13 protein-coding genes are annotated in these 15,656 nt (G+C 40.0%); 5 read left to right on the top strand and 8 right to left on the bottom strand.

Annotated elements, in window-relative coordinates; all coding sequences use genetic code 11:
- Positions 1 to 45 precede the first annotated feature (45 nt).
- From ACP5NR_RS01325 to ACP5NR_RS01315, 3 genes are read right to left on the bottom strand one after another with little or no spacing between them, the layout of a single operon-like run.
- Positions 46 to 1,587 carry an alpha-N-arabinofuranosidase gene (locus tag ACP5NR_RS01325; RefSeq protein WP_428005816.1) on the bottom strand — a complete coding sequence of 514 codons (1,542 nt, stop codon included), beginning with the start codon at positions 1,585 to 1,587 and terminating at the stop codon, positions 46 to 48.
- A 2-nt stretch (positions 1,588 to 1,589) separates the two neighbouring features.
- Positions 1,590 to 2,945, bottom strand: coding sequence for an L-fucose/L-arabinose isomerase family protein (locus ACP5NR_RS01320; RefSeq protein ID WP_428005819.1), 1,356 nt, complete (start codon positions 2,943 to 2,945; stop codon positions 1,590 to 1,592).
- A gap of 58 nt (positions 2,946 to 3,003) precedes the next feature.
- Positions 3,004 to 3,990 carry a LacI family DNA-binding transcriptional regulator gene (locus ACP5NR_RS01315; protein ID WP_428005815.1) on the bottom strand — a complete coding sequence of 329 codons (987 nt, stop codon included), beginning with the start codon at positions 3,988 to 3,990 and terminating at the stop codon, positions 3,004 to 3,006.
- A 262-nt stretch (positions 3,991 to 4,252) separates the two neighbouring features.
- Here ACP5NR_RS01315 and ACP5NR_RS01310 point away from each other — a divergent pair, with 262 nt between their 5' ends.
- The 5 genes from ACP5NR_RS01310 to ACP5NR_RS01290 are packed head-to-tail and all read left to right on the top strand — an operon-like array spanning position 4,253 to position 9,626.
- A complete protein-coding gene (locus ACP5NR_RS01310) occupies positions 4,253 to 4,699 on the top strand; it encodes a MarR family winged helix-turn-helix transcriptional regulator (protein WP_428005142.1) in 447 nt (148 codons plus the stop codon).
- An 11-nt stretch (positions 4,700 to 4,710) separates the two neighbouring features.
- Positions 4,711 to 5,394, top strand: coding sequence for an MBL fold metallo-hydrolase (locus tag ACP5NR_RS01305; protein ID WP_428005143.1), 684 nt, complete (start codon positions 4,711 to 4,713; stop codon positions 5,392 to 5,394).
- 4 nt (positions 5,395 to 5,398) lie between these two features.
- Positions 5,399 to 6,871 (top strand): MFS transporter, encoded by a 1,473-nt coding sequence (locus ACP5NR_RS01300; protein WP_428005814.1) that lies wholly within the window; start codon positions 5,399 to 5,401, stop codon positions 6,869 to 6,871.
- Between the two features lie 49 nt (positions 6,872 to 6,920).
- The gene (locus ACP5NR_RS01295) at positions 6,921 to 8,393 is read left to right on the top strand and encodes an MFS transporter (protein WP_428005818.1); all 1,473 of its coding nucleotides are present in this window, start codon (positions 6,921 to 6,923) and stop codon (positions 8,391 to 8,393) included.
- A gap of 51 nt (positions 8,394 to 8,444) precedes the next feature.
- Complete coding sequence (locus ACP5NR_RS01290) at positions 8,445 to 9,626, top strand: MFS transporter (protein WP_428005145.1); 1,182 nt, start codon at positions 8,445 to 8,447, stop codon at positions 9,624 to 9,626.
- Here the strand turns inward: ACP5NR_RS01290 and ACP5NR_RS01285 are convergent.
- From ACP5NR_RS01285 to lysA, 5 genes are read right to left on the bottom strand one after another with little or no spacing between them, the layout of a single operon-like run.
- A complete protein-coding gene (locus ACP5NR_RS01285) occupies positions 9,623 to 11,242 on the bottom strand; it encodes a tetratricopeptide repeat protein (protein ID WP_428005146.1) in 1,620 nt (539 codons plus the stop codon). The two genes, ACP5NR_RS01290 and ACP5NR_RS01285, sit on opposite strands and share 4 nt — an antisense overlap.
- Positions 11,239 to 12,375: a helix-turn-helix domain-containing protein gene (locus ACP5NR_RS01280; RefSeq protein ID WP_428005147.1), complete on the bottom strand. Its 1,137-nt coding sequence runs from the start codon at positions 12,373 to 12,375 to the stop codon at positions 11,239 to 11,241. The genes ACP5NR_RS01285 and ACP5NR_RS01280 overlap by 4 nt, the downstream gene beginning before the upstream one ends.
- A gap of 11 nt (positions 12,376 to 12,386) precedes the next feature.
- The gene (gene arcC / locus ACP5NR_RS01275; RefSeq protein ID WP_428005148.1) at positions 12,387 to 13,328 is read right to left on the bottom strand and encodes a carbamate kinase; all 942 of its coding nucleotides are present in this window, start codon (positions 13,326 to 13,328) and stop codon (positions 12,387 to 12,389) included.
- Positions 13,329 to 13,338: 10 nt separating this feature from the next.
- Positions 13,339 to 14,220, bottom strand: coding sequence for a bifunctional enoyl-CoA hydratase/phosphate acetyltransferase (locus ACP5NR_RS01270; RefSeq protein ID WP_428005149.1), 882 nt, complete (start codon positions 14,218 to 14,220; stop codon positions 13,339 to 13,341).
- A 4-nt stretch (positions 14,221 to 14,224) separates the two neighbouring features.
- The gene (lysA, locus tag ACP5NR_RS01265) at positions 14,225 to 15,397 is read right to left on the bottom strand and encodes a diaminopimelate decarboxylase (RefSeq protein WP_428005150.1); all 1,173 of its coding nucleotides are present in this window, start codon (positions 15,395 to 15,397) and stop codon (positions 14,225 to 14,227) included.
- Positions 15,398 to 15,656: the final 259 nt, after the last annotated feature.

The raw sequence follows: 15,656 nt of genomic DNA, 5'->3' as shown, positions 1-15,656 counted from the left end.
AGGGAGGATCGTTTCATAAAATGATCAGACGCTACCGGCAATAAATCATTCAAATATTCTTTCGAGTTTTATCACACTCCAGGAAAATTTAGGTATCAGCAGAGAAAACTTTCCGTCTTTTACGATCATGTCTTTAATTTTTTTGGTTTGCGGAACAACGTTGTCAGGGTTATTTTCAGTGTTCGATGCCTTCGGATCGTCATTTTGCATGATTATGTGTTCTGCAATTTTGTATTTGCCATCAAATCCGCGAAGATCTCCTTCAAGCAAAAGATCATTTTTTTGGTCTCTGTTAACGGCAAAGATTACTATATTTCCGCTTTCTTCTTCAAAAACGGCAGTTGAATCGAGTACCGGAACATCTGAGAAATCCTTCGAATCGTACTTCGGAGAGTCGACGATCGCGTTAAGTACAGTCCCTCTTCCGTAATTCGACGCATGTTTGAACGGATAAAATATCGTCTGTTTCCATGATTTTCCGCCCTTTACCGTCATTATCGGGGCTATGACATTGACAAGCTGGGCAAGAGCGGCTATTTTGATCCTGTCGGCATGGCGCAACAAGGTTATGAGCATAGATCCTACAAGAAGCGCGTCTTCAAAGTCGTATATATCTTCGAGCAGATGAGGTGCAACAGACCAAGGTTCGACCTTTTTGTCTTCTTCATGAGAGTGGAACCAGACATTCCATTCATCAAAAGAAAGATTTATTGTTTTTGAACTGTGTTTTTTACTTTTCACGTAATCGCATGTCGATACGACTGATCTTATGAAATTTTCCATATCCAAAGATTTTGCGACGAAATTAGGCGTATCGTTTTCCTGATTGCCGTAATAAGCGTGTAATGACACGTAATCGATGTTTTCATAGGCAAGATCGAGCACCGTCGATTCCCATTCGCCGAATGTCGGTATATGCCATCCCGAACTTCCCGCAGCAACAACTTCTATCGACGGATCAACCCACTTCATGACCTTGGCCGCTTCATTTGCAATTCGACCATATTCGTAAGCAGTCTTATGACCTATTTGCCATGGTCCGTCCATCTCATTGCCAAGACACCATACTTTTATGTCATGAGGTTTTTTATATCCGTGCGATCTTCTTAAATCGCTCCAGTAACTGCCTGACGGATGATTGCAGTATTCAACTATATTTCTTGCGTCATCTATGCCACGTGTTCCAAGATTTATGGATAACATAACTGAGGAATTCACCTTTTTTGTCCATTCGACAAACTCATTTATGCCGACTTGATTTGTCTCAGTCGAATGCCATGCGAGGTCAAGCCTTTTCGGCCTTTTCTCTCGTGGCCCTATTCCATCCTCCCAGTTATATCCCGAGACGAAATTTCCTCCGGGATATCTTACGATTGGCACGTTCAATTCTTTGACAAGTTCTATGACATCTTTTCTGAAGCCATCCTTGTCTGCCAAAGGATGATCAGGTTCATATATGCCTTCATAGACTGCGCGACCGAGATGCTCTATAAATGATCCAAAGAGGCGCTTGTCTACCTTTCCTATCCGGTAATCTTTGTCTAAGATGAGTTTTGATCTTTTAAACTCAACATTTTCTTTTTTCAAAATTAAACCTCCGCATATTCAATCCCGAGCATTTCGCAAAGCAAATTCCATCTTTTTGTCTGATCACCGAGGTTAAAACATTCGTGATGCGTTCCACCGTTTTTAAGCCAGCCGTTTAAGGCATTTCTTACGCCTGTTTCCGGTTTGAAATGGAAATATGGCATCTCGACATGCGGCATCTCTTCGGTATCTAACACATCGCCTTTTGACACGACGAGTCTGAATTTTTCTCCTTCAATTGCGACCAAAGATGCAATAGTTCCGGATCCGGGCTGGGCACTGAACAAAACGGTTGGGGGATTTTCAAGTCCGCCTATGCCAAGAGGCCTGTCGATGAGTTTTACCGGTCTATCCTTTCTTGCAACCTTCCAGTTACCCTCTCCCATATGGCTCATGAGGATGGAATTTCTTTTGAAATCCATTGCGTACATTTCTGTGAAATGGGCATCTCCGATCAACGTATGGCCTGCCGCAACGAGCGTCGCCGCGCATGCGTCTCCCTCTGCACCGTAACCATACCCTTCAGCCAGCAAATCGGATGCGGCCATCATCGGCAATTGCCTGAACCTTCCATCATTTGCCACGGCCTGAAAGTAGATGCTGAAGGCTTCATATCCGTTGGTCTCGAGAAATTTCTTTATCGCGATTTCAAATCTTACTGCGTATTTGTGATCTTCTTTTTTGAGTTTTGGATCTATCTGGAAATGCTTCTTCTGCTTTTCGATGAGATCATCGATCTCTTTTTCGCTTACTTTTTCAAAAATAGAATATATCGATCCCATGCTTTCGTGAATTATCTGGGGCCCAATTTTTCTCATAAAAGCAGACGAATCGGTCGTTATGTCTCCCATCCCCGGCATCTGACCGAAAACGGCAACTTTCATTTTTCTTAATTTCGTAACGGTCTGCGCAGCCTTTGCCCAATCTAAAAATGCTGATTTAAATGTTTCGGATTTCCAGTCGTCTGTCAAGACAGTGAAATTAACTCCTGTTCTGAGCAAAGCATTTGCATTGTCTTGAGCACCGTGAACTCCCTGATTGTAGGTAAGATCTCCCATGTCCCATTTATCTGCTACAGTTGGTTCCGGCTGAATGTTCGCAAGTAAAACCGGAAGATGATTTTCCCCAAAAGCCCTTACAAGCCTCATTCCGGGGCTGTACGTGAGCATGGCGATCATAATTCCGTCGACATCTGAATCGTTGAATGTTTTTACCTGCTTTTCTATATCATCTCTTACGCGAGCAGGCACCGTAAATACGACATCCGCAACATTGCTTAATTGCTTTGCCACTTCTTTCGCGTAATTCGTCTGCCTTTCGGTGATACCAGGAAGCATATCATCGTAAAGTTCCTGCATGATTCCAATCAGTCCAATTTTAGGTTTCTTTTCCACATTTCTCACTCCAATCTATTTTTTAAGCACTTTCTCTGATCACGAGATCCGAATGGAGCACGACTTCATCTTTATTCTGCTCGTTTGAATCAAAAAGCATTTTGAAGGCAATCTCACCTATTTCGAATTTTTTCATCCTCATCGTCGTTAGAGATGGGCATACAAATGATGAGTAAGAAATATCATCGTATCCGATCACTTTGACATCTTCCGGAATTCGCATTTTCAATTCTTTTAGAGCCTTTATAACTCCCAAAGCCATCAAATCATTGTAGACGAAGATGCCATCAAATTCTGTACGATTTGCTGCTAAATCCATGACAGACTTATAGCCACCCTCTATTTCTATTCCACCTGTTTTTATAAGTTCTTCTCTTAGATCTATTTGATGCTTCTGAAGTGCTTCACGATACCCCTTACATCTTTCAGATGATGCCGTATTGTAAGATTGTGCTCCCACAAAGGCTATATTTTTACATCCCTTTTCAATCAAATAATTGGTGACAATTCGTCCACCTCGCACGCCATCGTCGTAAACCATCGGAACATCTAATCCTTCAACATGCCTTCCCATTATCACAAATGGAACGTCATACTTTTTCAATCTAAAAAGATCATCATATTTTTCCTGAACCGGAGAAATCAAAAGCCCATCAACGCGCCTTTCAAGCATCATCTTTATGTCTTCAAATTCTGTTTCATAATTTCGGGATGTGTTTGCGATTATGATATGATAGCCATAATTTTTTGCCGTTGCCTCCACACCTTTTAAAACTTCAGCCCAAAAAGGGTTGGCGTTATCTTCTGTTACCACACCTACTATGTAACTTTTTTGTCGTTTAAGAGAAAGTGCGGATCTATTTGAAACATATCCAAGTTTATGGGCCACTTCTATAACTTTTTGTTTAGTTTCTTGATTTACATCTGGCTTTCCGTTTAAAGCCCGGGAAACTGTATTTGTTGAAACTCCTGCGGCTTTCGCTATATCTTTAACAGTCACGTAACTCATTATCATCCTCCTAATCGATACCGGTATCGATACCGATTAATTCTACAACATTGATCTCAAAATATTTAAATCTGATTTTAGGCAATTTTCAGCCATATTAGGTCATTTTTAACCATTTATAAGTTAAATTGTCAGTTTTTTGAAGAATTTCAAAAAATACTTTAAATTATCTATACTTTACAATCTTTTAATATGAAATAAAATTATTCAAAACAAAAAGGTTCTAAAATGAATTGTATGATATTGAAATGGGTGATGAAATATGAAGCATGAAGTACCGGAAGATCTTCTCATGGCTTATTCGACATTTTCAAAGATAGTCTTTAAAAGTTTCGATTATTCCAGAACGAAACTTCCAAAGACATCTGCATCTGTTCTTGTTTTTATGAAAAGACATTCTCAAACTCGTGCTCAAATGTCTGAGATAGAAAATAAATCTGGATTCATAAAAAGCACATTAACTGCGGCAACGGATGTGCTTGTTAAAGCAGGATACGTTAAAAGATACAGAACGGATGAGGACAGAAGGGCAGTTTTTATAGAATTAACGGAAAAAGGAAATGAAAAAGCCAATGAGATAGAAAAGTCAATGAGAGAATATGTAAATGAAAAGTTGAGTGTGCTTTCAGATGAACAATTTGAAAAACTTCTTGATGCTTTTTCAACTATAAGAGAAACAGTCAATACTTTACAGAATTTTGAAAGATAGGAGAGATGATTATGGAAATAGCAAACGGAGTTCATCTTGTCGATGGAACAAATGCCAACGTTTATATCCTTTTAGATGATAATCTTACGATCGTTGACACGGGTATGCCAGGTCAGTTGAACAAGATCCTTGATTACATAAAATTTCTTGGCAAAAAACCTTCAGATGTATCCAAAATAGTGCTTACACACTGTCATGTCGATCACATGGGCAACGCTTACGAACTGAAAAGACTCACAAATGCAAAATTGTACGTCCATGAAAAGGATGCACCATACGTTTCGGGAAAAGAGAAATTACCATCGCCAAAAGGTTTTGCCGGTGCCGCCATGAAAGTCGCATCTTCATTTCTAAAGGTAAAATACGTCGAACCCGACATTTTACTCAAAGAGGGAGATGTGATAGACGATTTTGTCGTTATTCACAATCCGGGTCACACCCCTGGCAGTATCTCGCTTTACAGCAAAGACAGAAAAATCATCATTGTCGGAGACGAATTGAGATATATGGACGGAAAACTTCAAGGCCCTCCTGAACAATTCACACCTGATATGGCTTCAGCCGTAAAATCTATGGAAAAATTGACAAAGATGGAATATGACATCATGCTGTGCGGGCATGGAATACCTCTAAAACCGAACGCATCAGAAAAGGTTAAAGATTTTTACAAAATAACGATCGAAGGGGGAAATTGATCGTATGAAAAAGGTTCAATACAAATGGCTTGCGCTTTCGGCCACGAGTCTTGGCTTATTGCTTGGTATTATGACAGGCACGGCGCTTTTGATAGCCCTTCCTAACGTCGCGGAAGGTCTTAAGGCTCCGATGATAATAATAATCTGGGTTTTGATGAGTTACATGTTAGCAACAACGGTGCTCGTTCCGTCCATTGGACGTGTTGCAGATATGATAGGCAGAAAAAGGTTGTTTGTCCTTGGAGCAGCCATATTCACGATTGCATCGCTTTTTGCAGGTATGTCTCAAACCGGTATTGAACTTCTGATAATGAGAATTATCCAGGCCGTTGGCGGTTCTTTGATGATGGCAAACAGCACTGCGATAGTAACGGATGCCTTCCCCAAAGGAGAGTTGGGAATGGCACTCGGAATAAACGGAATGGTACTTGCGGTGGGTTCTGCTTTTGGCCCGATAATAGGAGGATTGTTAACCACAGCGATAGGCTGGAGATGGATCTTCTACATGAATGTGCCATTCGGTGCGCTTGTGACAGTCTGGGCATGGATTCAGATAAAAGATATCGCTCCTATACCGAAAGGAGAAAAATTTGATTGGCTCGGTGCCATATCTTTCACGTCAGGTTTGTTCTTTTTACTTTACGCTTTAACTGAAGGCGGATTCGGAGGATGGACCTCTCCGATCGTGATAACCTTCTTTGTTTTGGCGGCGATACTTATACCGTTATTTGTCTACACAGAATCCAAAGTAAAATATCCCATGTTAGACTTAAGACTTTTCAAATCAAGGATTTTATTCTTTGCATATAGTTCAGATCTTATAAATGGACTTGCAAGAGGCGCTTTGATGTTTTTGCTCATATTCTACTTACTCGGCATCAAAAACATGGATCCTTTCACGGCAAGCATTTACCTGATACCATTTGCGGTGGCCATGATGATCATGGCACCTATAAGCGGAAGGTTGTCTGACAAATATGGTTCACGAGTGCTTAGTTCTTTAGGACTCTTGATAACCGGCATCGGATTGCTCGGCTTTGCACTTTTCACAAGAGTGGATATGTCATTGGCTGAGATCATAATATGGGGGACGGTTGTCGGATTCGGATCCGGCATGTTTAACTCTCCAAATACCAACACGATAATGAGTATGGTACCACCTGACAGAAGAGGCATAGCGGCAGGGACAAGAACCATGATGAACAACGCCGGATCTCTTGTAAGCATCGCGATGGCATTCGCCATTCTTTCATCAGGACTCACTCCTCAGGCCATGGATGCGCTCTTTATAGGCGCACAGATTGGAGGAAAAGGTATATTCGTCGATACTTTCATATCTGATCTACGCTTTGCATTTTTCTTGTCTTTCATAATAAGTATCGGTGCGGCCGTTATCTCTTACATGAGAGGACCAACGATGGTTTGGAAAGATTCGGATTCTAACGCGACAACAAAAAAATTATCAAAAATGAAATAATTCGCGAAATTAAAATGATGTAAGATGAATGAAGGGAGAAATTAATTACATGAAAAAGATCCAATACAAATGGCTTGCACTTTCGGCCACGAGTTTAGGTACTTTACTCGGAGTTATGACAGGTACGGCGCTTTTGATAGCCCTTCCTAACGTCGCGGAAGGTCTTAAGGCTCCGATGATAATAATAATCTGGGTTTTGATGAGTTACATGTTAGCAACGACGGTGCTTGTTCCGTCCATTGGACGTGTTGCAGATATGATAGGCAGAAAAAGGTTATTTGTACTTGGTGCTGCGGTTTTCACGATTGCATCGCTTTTTGCAGGTATGTCTCAAAATGGAATTGAGTTATTAGTTGTAAGGATTATTCAGTCAGTCGGTGGTTCTTTGATGATGGCAAATGGTACGGCAATAGTAACGGATGCCTTCCCCAAAGGAGAGTTGGGAATGGCACTTGGGGTAAACGGTTTGATAGTTGCCGTTGGATCTGCAATAGGTCCTATAATAGGCGGTATCTTAACTGTGGCTATTGGCTGGAGATGGATCTTCTACATGAATGTGCCACTTGGTGCACTTGTGACAGTCTGGGCATGGATTCAGATAAAAGATATTGCCCCTATACCGAAAGGAGAAAAATTTGATTGGTTCGGTGCCATATCTTTCACGTCAGGTTTGTTCTTTTTACTTTACGCTTTAACTGAAGGCGGATTCGGAGGATGGACCTCTCCGATCGTGATAACCTTCTTTGTTTTGGCGGCGATACTTATACCGTTATTTGTCTACACAGAATCCAAAGTAAAATATCCCATGTTAGACTTAAGACTTTTCAAATCAAGGATTTTATTCTTTGCATATAGTTCAGATCTTATAAATGGACTTGCAAGAGGCGCTTTGATGTTTTTGCTCATATTCTACTTACTCGGCATCAAAAACATGGATCCTTTCACGGCAAGCATTTACCTGATACCATTTGCCGCAGCCATGATGGTGATGGCACCAATAAGTGGTAGATTGGCCGATAGGCATGGTTCAAGAATGCTTAGTTCTTTAGGACTTTTGATTTCTGGTATCGGATTGTTGGGTTATTCTCTTTTCACAAGAGTCGATATGTCAATGTTCGAGATCGTACTCTGGGGAACAATTATGGGATTTGGATCTGGTATGTTTAATTCACCAAACATAAGCACCATAATGGGACTTGTTCCGCCGGAGAGAAGAGGAATTGCTGGAAGTACAAGAACAATGCTTATGAATGCTGGTTCTGTTATAAGCATCGCGATGGCATTCGCCATTCTTTCATCAGGGCTCACTCCTCAGGCCATGGATGCGCTCTTTATAGGCGCACAGATTGGAGGAAAAGGTATATTCGTCGATACTTTCATATCTGATCTACGCTTTGCATTTTTCTTGTCTTTCATAATAAGTATCGGTGCGGCCGTTATCTCTTACATGAGAGGACCAACTCCTATTTGGAAAGATGCAAGTCTTGAATCAAATAAAACATCTAAAGCAAATGCAAGATGATCTTACATGAAAATGCCCCTTTGGGGCATTTTTATTTTTGGAGAATGATAAATGGCAAAATGGTTGAATAGAAATCTTTCTTTGCTCATGATGAGCAGATTTTTAAGGAGTGTTGCTCAGGCATCTTTAACGATTCTCGTACCTATATACCTTTCAAAATTGGGTTTCTCCGGCGTTCAAATAGGCCTGGCTTTCACTTTGTCCGTTATTGTCGGCATATTGTTTTCAATAGGAGTTGGATTTTTCGCCGATAAGCATGGCAGAAAACTCGTGATTTTGGTCATGACCATAATAAATGCGATAAGCGTTTTGGGATTTTTCTTTACGACGAGTTACATTCCGCTTATGCTTTTTGTCTCAATAGGAACAATACGTGGCGGAGGAGGCGGAGGTGCGGCAGGTGCCGCGCAGCAAGCACTTATAGCGGAAAGCGCGAATTCAAAGTTTCGCAACGATGTCTTTGGGACATTTTCCTTTTTTGGAGCGATAGGAAGTACGATTGGGTATGCCCTGACGATAATTCTTCCTTACATATCGAATGTTTTCAAAGACGGATGGCGCGGCGGGTACCTGTTTTTAATGGCAATCGCATTCGTTATCTACATTTCTACCTTCTTTATAACTTTGTTTGTTCAAGAGGACAAAAACAGGCCCAAGCGTCAAAATACTTTCAAACTTTCATGGAAGTTACTCGGAAAGTTTTCTTTGACAAACGCCGTAAACGGACTTGGAACGGGATTTTTCAGCGGTCCGATACTCGTTTACTGGTTTTTTGTAAGATACGGTGCAGGTATCGATCTTATAAGCGTAATTTACGTACTTTCTAACATTGCGCGTGCCATTTCTTCCATATCTTCGGCACGTGTTGCTAAATTTTTCGGCACCGTCAAAACCATAGTGGGTGTCAGGACAATAGGTGCCATAATGCTTGTCTTTATGGCTTTAATGCCAACATTTTTTCTTGCAGGACTTTTTTACCTTTTGAGGATGTTTTTTGTATCTGCCGGAATACCTCTAAGGCAATCATTTACAATGGGTCAGACCAAAGAAGAAGAAAGGGCTTCTATGGCAGCGTTGAGCAATCTGCCACAGCAAATCACGTCTTCAATAGGACCCACGGCAAGTGGATACTTCATGGATTATTCAATGATGGAAGCGCCGATATTCATTGCAGCCATTTTTCAATTTGCCAATGCCGCGCTTTATTGGCATTTTTTCAAGAAATCGGATTAATCTTTTTCTTTTCCGCTTTGGTTTTGGTTATCGATCATTTCGATCAGCGTTATCAAAATTTCAGGTGTGTTTAAAGACTTAAGAAATTCAGTTCTGTTTTCTTCATTTTCCAAGATCATGGCCGATACAAAAAACTTTGCCACATCAACAGGATTTTCAAGTTTTTGAGACATATCTTCGATATCTATAATTTCGTCAGATTCGAAGACCTTTGCAACTTCGTAACCAATTTTCCATGATATATCCGTTATTTGCGGTATGACGATTTCAATCGCATCTTCCAATTCATAATCGAGTGCATGCGTGTAAAAATATATTCTGTACAGCAAAATGAAAAGTCCTATTGTCTCGATCGATCCCGAAAAGGCCATTGCGGATCTCGTAAGAGATGATTCGGCGGAATAGAAATGTATGCCATGAAATTTTATGATCTCATTTAAAATTGAAAGCATCGTAACGTCAAAAACTTGATTTCCACTTACAAGATCATTCTTTACGTCTTCTGTTTTACTTTTTATCTCTGGCCTTGAAGTATCTATTAACTTCGCAAATGATTTGAGATCTATCTTTTTTTGCCATTTATCCTCAAATTCAAGTAACTTTTTTCTTGGGCCGGCAGATTCAGAAGGTAAAGATTCGACAAGCGCTAAGGCTTTATTCATCATGCCGTTAAACGCGTAAACGTCTATTGAGGCAAGCAGAAATCCTTCTTCTTTTATCTCCATGTCCATACCTTTTTCAACTGTTTCAAGTGCTTCTTCGTAAAGGCCGGTTATTTTTTGAAGTATCACCATCTCGGTTAAAACTTCAGGAGTCTCAACTCCTGATCTTTGAATCTCTGAAAGTAATCGAATGGCTTCAAAAATCTTCCCTTCTCTGTAAAGCGAGTAAGAAAGATCGTATTTCACATGCCATCCTCCCTCATTTTTAGATAGCGAAATTTTAAATTCATTTTCGGCAAGTGAAAATCTCTGAAGCATGTTGGCCGCAGCGCCGATTCTCCAGTGCACAGATTGTAGATCATGATCGATGGTTAATGCCTGCTGGTAAAGCGTTATGGCGGATTTAGCGTCTCCAATTGCAAGGTAAGCGTCTCCCATTAAAAGATAAGTTAGAGTAAAAGACGGATCTATCTCCATTATCTCTTTACATGTCTCGATAACCTCTTCAAATTGAGATTGTTCCATGAGTGTCCTGCCAAGTTCTATTCTACTGGGAAGATATTCTGAATTCATTGCAATGGCTTCTTTCAAAAGTATCTCCGATCTATCGAGATTTCCGGACAATCTTTCTATTATTCCAAGGTGAAGAGGATACCTGTAATCTTGTTTGTAACTTGCAGCCTCTTCAACTGCTTCTCTTGCCTCTTGAAATTTTTCCATGTTCATGTAAAACCTCGCCCTATCGTAAAGGAAATAAACAAAGTAAGGCAAATAATATTCAACTTTTTTACCTGTTTCTATCTGTGCCCTTAAACCCCTTATTATCATGTCAGGATCGAGTCTGTTGTTTTTGGCGGCATTTTCAAAATCTTCTTCAAGCAAAGGAAGAGAAACAGGCAGATTATCAGTTTTTGCCTTCTGAGGATCTAACGAAAGATAAACTATAATCTTCATTTTAAATTGTAAATTTTGATTTTTTTGTTAAGAGTTTTAACGTTTATTCCAAGCACCTCGCATATTTTCTTCTTGTCTGTTTTGTAGCGTTCAATTGCTTTTTTTATCAAAACTTTTTCTCCTTCACTTGTCACGTTTTTGATGTAATCCCTCATTTTAGGAATTTCGGAATCATTTTCAATATCTTTGTGAATCATGGTTTCTCCCGATATAAAAGCATTGCAAAATTTGAAAAAACTTCTCCAATTTTCTGACCATTCTTCCCTTTTTAAACTTTCAAAAAAATCATCTGAAAAATTAAAAGAGAAAGTTTTTGTATTTTGTGCCATGGCTGAGACCGTATATCTGAAGATCGTTGGCAGATCATCCAATATCTCTTTTAAAGGAGGTATCTCAACCATACTTTTTCCGGTCAATTGAAAAATCGATTTCGGAACATTTGAGGAATTTTCGAAATGAAGGATCAAATTGGCGTTGCACGATTTTTTTTCATTCACTCCGTAAATCGAGAAATATCCGTTAGACGAAGCCATCGCTGCTTTCAATATGGATGGCGGATTTGCAAGATCGCAGTTCATCAAAACTATAGTCGTGGATTTCAAAAAGGCAGGAACATGATTTTTTGATCCGAAAAGTCTAAGCATTATCTCTTCTTCTTGAAGGACGGAGAAGTCAAAAGTTTCATGTGATCCGATCGTCTTCGAAAGTATCCATTCTTCTAAAAGACCATTTTGGGCTATAACCGTTATTATTCTCGATTGAACCATTTTGGAAAGTTTACCATATGCCATGGCCATTTTTGAACTAAGACTTATTGGTTCGAAAAGCAAATCTTGATTTTTCTTCAACACGTCTATTTCTTTATTTTTTTCGGATATTGAGTTTAAAAGGTTAAGAAAATCCTCGATATCGTCAATGTTTACGTTAAAGACGTTTTTTACTTTTTCAGATCCAACGTAAACAATTTGAATTCCAAATTTTTGAAATTGTATGGCTACCTTTAAATCATCCGGATTTTGAACAACAACGACATCCCAAAAATGAGAATAAATTTCATCCTCTATGTTTTCGTAAGTTGTCTGATCAAAACCATTCACCTTTTTTTCCAAACTAACTGGAACAAGTATATTCACGTTTCCCCCGATTATCCTGGAATTACAAATGTACCCGCTTTACCTTCCATAGCCTCCGACACTTTTTCCAAAGATGTTATAACACATTGACGACCCGTCTTTTCGACAAAAGAGATGGCCGCTTCAATCTTAGGTCCCATGGAACCGGCGGGAAATTGATTGCTTACAATGTAAGCCTTTGCATCCGAGACTTTAAGTGTTTTTAAAACTTTTTGATCCGCCTTGCCATAATTAAGATAAACTTCATCTACTCCTGTAAGGATCATGAAAATGTCAACATCAAGTATCTTTGCGAGCAAAGATGAGGCGCGATCTTTATCTATGACTGCTTCAACTCCCTTTATTGTTCCATCTTTTTCTTTCAAAACGGGTATTCCGCCTCCGCCAACGGCCACGGTTAAAACACCTTTCTCCATCAACTCTCTTATCAAATCCTTCTCCACTATGTCAAGAGGCTCGGGTGACGGAACGACACGCCTGTATCCACGCCCAGCATCTTCTTTCATCTTCCAACCTTTCTCTCTTGCCAATTGTTCAGCCTCTTTGGCATCGTAAAATGGACCTACCGGCTTGGTTGGATTTTGAAATGCTTTATCTTTTGGATCCACAACGACTTGTGTGACAATCGCGGCGCATTGCCTTTTAAGGTTATAATTTAAAAGTTGATTTTCCATAGCCTCGACGATAAGATAACCTAACATACCCTGTGTGTAAGCATCGTTAAGATCGAGAGGAAGCGGCGGAATCAATTCCTTTGCCCGATCCTGCTGAACCATCAAATTTCCAACTTGCGGTCCGTTACCGTGAGTTATCACAACGTTTATGTCGTCTAACATTTGAACAAGATATCTGGCAGTTGAATTCAAATTTTTTCTCATCACTTCTGCCGTTTGTAATTCTTTTGGACCTTGAATCGCATTTCCTCCTATTGCTATAACAGCACTTTTCTTCATTTTTTCCTCCTCACGCAAGTGCGCTTAAAGATATAGATGCAAGTTTAGATCTTGCCTCATCAGCCCTTGACACGACGACTATCGGTGCTTTTGCACCAAGCACTATTCCTCCTATCGTGTAATGAGCACAATAGTCCATCGTCTTGCCTATGAAATTTCCCGAATGTATATCCGGAACAAGTAATATATCCGCATGACCTGCGACATCATTTGTTATCCCCTTTACTCTGGCAGCCCTTTCATCTATGGCGTTGTCAAAACCAAGAGGCCCTTCTATTATACACTCATCTATTTGCTTTCTTTTTCCCATAACGGAAAGTTCCGCAGCATCTAAAGTTTCAGGCATATCCGTATTTACAACCTCAATTGCCGCTATACACGCAACTTTTGGTGTATCAATTTCAAGTTTCTTGAAAAATGCAACGGCGTTTTTTACGATCTGGACTTTCTGATCAAGTGTTGGCCTTATTATCATGCCTCCATCCGTTATCCCTATAAATCTGTCATAGTCTTTGGCTTCAACGACGGTAAGATGGCTTAAAAGCGATCCTGTCCTCAAGCCCCATTCTGGATTTAAAACGGCTTTTAAAAGCGCACTTGTCTTCACAAGCCCTTTCATAAGAATGTCTGCTTTTCCAGAAGAAACTATTTTAACACCTACTTCTGAAGATGATAATGGATCTGAATCGATAATTTCAAAGTCATCTTTTATTTTAAGATCTTTGAGTGTGTCTTTGACAATTTTCCCATTTCCAACCAATATTGCATCGACAAAACCAAGTTTAACGGCTTCATCAAGGGCTATCAACGACTCACGATCTTCTGCCCCCACAAGGACTACCGTTTTCTTTCTCTTCTTCACTTTTTCGAAAATTTCATCAAATCTCTTCATAAAATTACTCCTCCTCGATCAATCTCAAAAGATCTTCAAAATTCTCTCTTTTTCTTATCAAGATGAACTTATCACCGTCAAAGGCAACTTCAGATGGCCTTGTGGAAAGATTGTAATTCGACGACATCGAATATCCATAAGCACCTGTATCGTGAATCAAACCAACTTCACCTATTTCAGGGACATTGATTTTTATTTCATGGGCAAAAACGTCTCCACTTTCGCAAATGCGCCCTGCCACATCAGCGATCATTTCAGATTTACCCGATAAAAACTCTATTTCATGATGGGCATCGTAAAGGGCGGGTCTTATCAAATCGGCCATTGAGGCATCAACGATCACGAAATTTTTGTGCGGCGTTCTCTTTACCTCTGTAACTTTCGTGAGGAGGTATCCTGATGAACCTACGATGAATCTCCCGAGTTCAAAGTATATGGGAAGATCAAAAGAGGAAAGTATTGGCAAAATACCATCTTTATAACGGTTCAGGTTGATACCATCATTTTTATCCATGTAATCTATGCCCCATCCTCCGCCAACATTCACAAATTCAAGATCGAGTTTTTCCTCTTTCGCAAAAGATTTCAACGATGAAAAAGCCTCTATAAATGGATCCGTTTCCGTTATCTGCGATCCTATATGGCAATGAAGCCCAACGAGGCGCAAATTATGTGGCAGTGATCTTATAACTTTTTTTGCCGTCTCGAAATCCATTCCGAATTTATTTTCCTTAAGACCGGTTGAAATGTGAGGATGAGTTTTAGGATCAACGTTCGGATTTATTCTCAACGCTATGCGCATAGGCAAATCACCAATTTTTTTGATTTCTTCGTAAGAATCAACATTGACGCACATAGGCTTTTCATTTGCGTAAAAAGAGATATCCTCAATACTTTTACCATTTCCGTTCACCACAATTTCGCTGGGTGAAAAACCAGCGAATCTGGCTATTTTGTACTCATTTAAAGAAACGGCATCCGCACCAATGCCATAAGAACGCATGAATTTCAAAAGGTAAGGATTGGAATTAGCCTTCATCGCGAAAAAGATTTTAAAGTTTAAATCCTTTAAAGTATCTTCGATGAGTTTTATCCTTCTTTTTATTTCACCAAGATCGTAAAGGTACAAAGGAGTACCATATTTTTTTGCCGCTTCGTAAAAAATATCTTTGTCCAAAATATTCATCCTTTTCTCAAGCATTTAAATCAATTATACAAAAAAAACTTCATTTTAAGAAATGTCGATCGGGTATTGAAAAACAGCACGTAGCTCGTAGCCGGTAGCACGTAGAAAAAATAGTAACGCGTGATCGGTAACGAGTAAGCAGCCCAAGGCAAAAGGCGATTCCAGTTCTTCGATTGGAATGGCGGACGGAGGCGGAGAGCATGATGCCGCGAGGTGGCCTCCACAGCGCAGCGAGGACCAGACACCGAAG

Source organism: Athalassotoga sp. (genome assembly GCF_049965695.1).
GTDB lineage: Bacteria > Thermotogota > Thermotogae > Mesoaciditogales > Mesoaciditogaceae > Athalassotoga.
Note: the sequence above shows the minus strand (reverse complement) of the source record. Positions and strands in the feature narration are given on the sequence as shown.

Coding starts and splice junctions, on each gene's coding strand:
- ACP5NR_RS01285 (WP_428005146.1), bottom strand. CDS start 11,242: ATGAAGATTATAGTTTATCTTTCGTTAGATCCTCAGAAGGCAAAAACT.
- ACP5NR_RS01315 (WP_428005815.1), bottom strand. CDS start 3,990: ATGAGTTACGTGACTGTTAAAGATATAGCGAAAGCCGCAGGAGTTTCA.
- ACP5NR_RS01300 (WP_428005814.1), top strand. CDS start 5,399: ATGAAAAAGGTTCAATACAAATGGCTTGCGCTTTCGGCCACGAGTCTT.
- ACP5NR_RS01270 (WP_428005149.1), bottom strand. CDS start 14,220: ATGAAGAGATTTGATGAAATTTTCGAAAAAGTGAAGAAGAGAAAGAAA.
- ACP5NR_RS01320 (WP_428005819.1), bottom strand. CDS start 2,945: ATGCAGGAACTTTACGATGATATGCTTCCTGGTATCACCGAAAGGCAG.
- ACP5NR_RS01310 (WP_428005142.1), top strand. CDS start 4,253: ATGAAGCATGAAGTACCGGAAGATCTTCTCATGGCTTATTCGACATTT.
- arcC (WP_428005148.1), bottom strand. CDS start 13,328: ATGAAGAAAAGTGCTGTTATAGCAATAGGAGGAAATGCGATTCAAGGT.
- ACP5NR_RS01295 (WP_428005818.1), top strand. CDS start 6,921: ATGAAAAAGATCCAATACAAATGGCTTGCACTTTCGGCCACGAGTTTA.
- ACP5NR_RS01290 (WP_428005145.1), top strand. CDS start 8,445: ATGGCAAAATGGTTGAATAGAAATCTTTCTTTGCTCATGATGAGCAGA.
- ACP5NR_RS01305 (WP_428005143.1), top strand. CDS start 4,711: ATGGAAATAGCAAACGGAGTTCATCTTGTCGATGGAACAAATGCCAAC.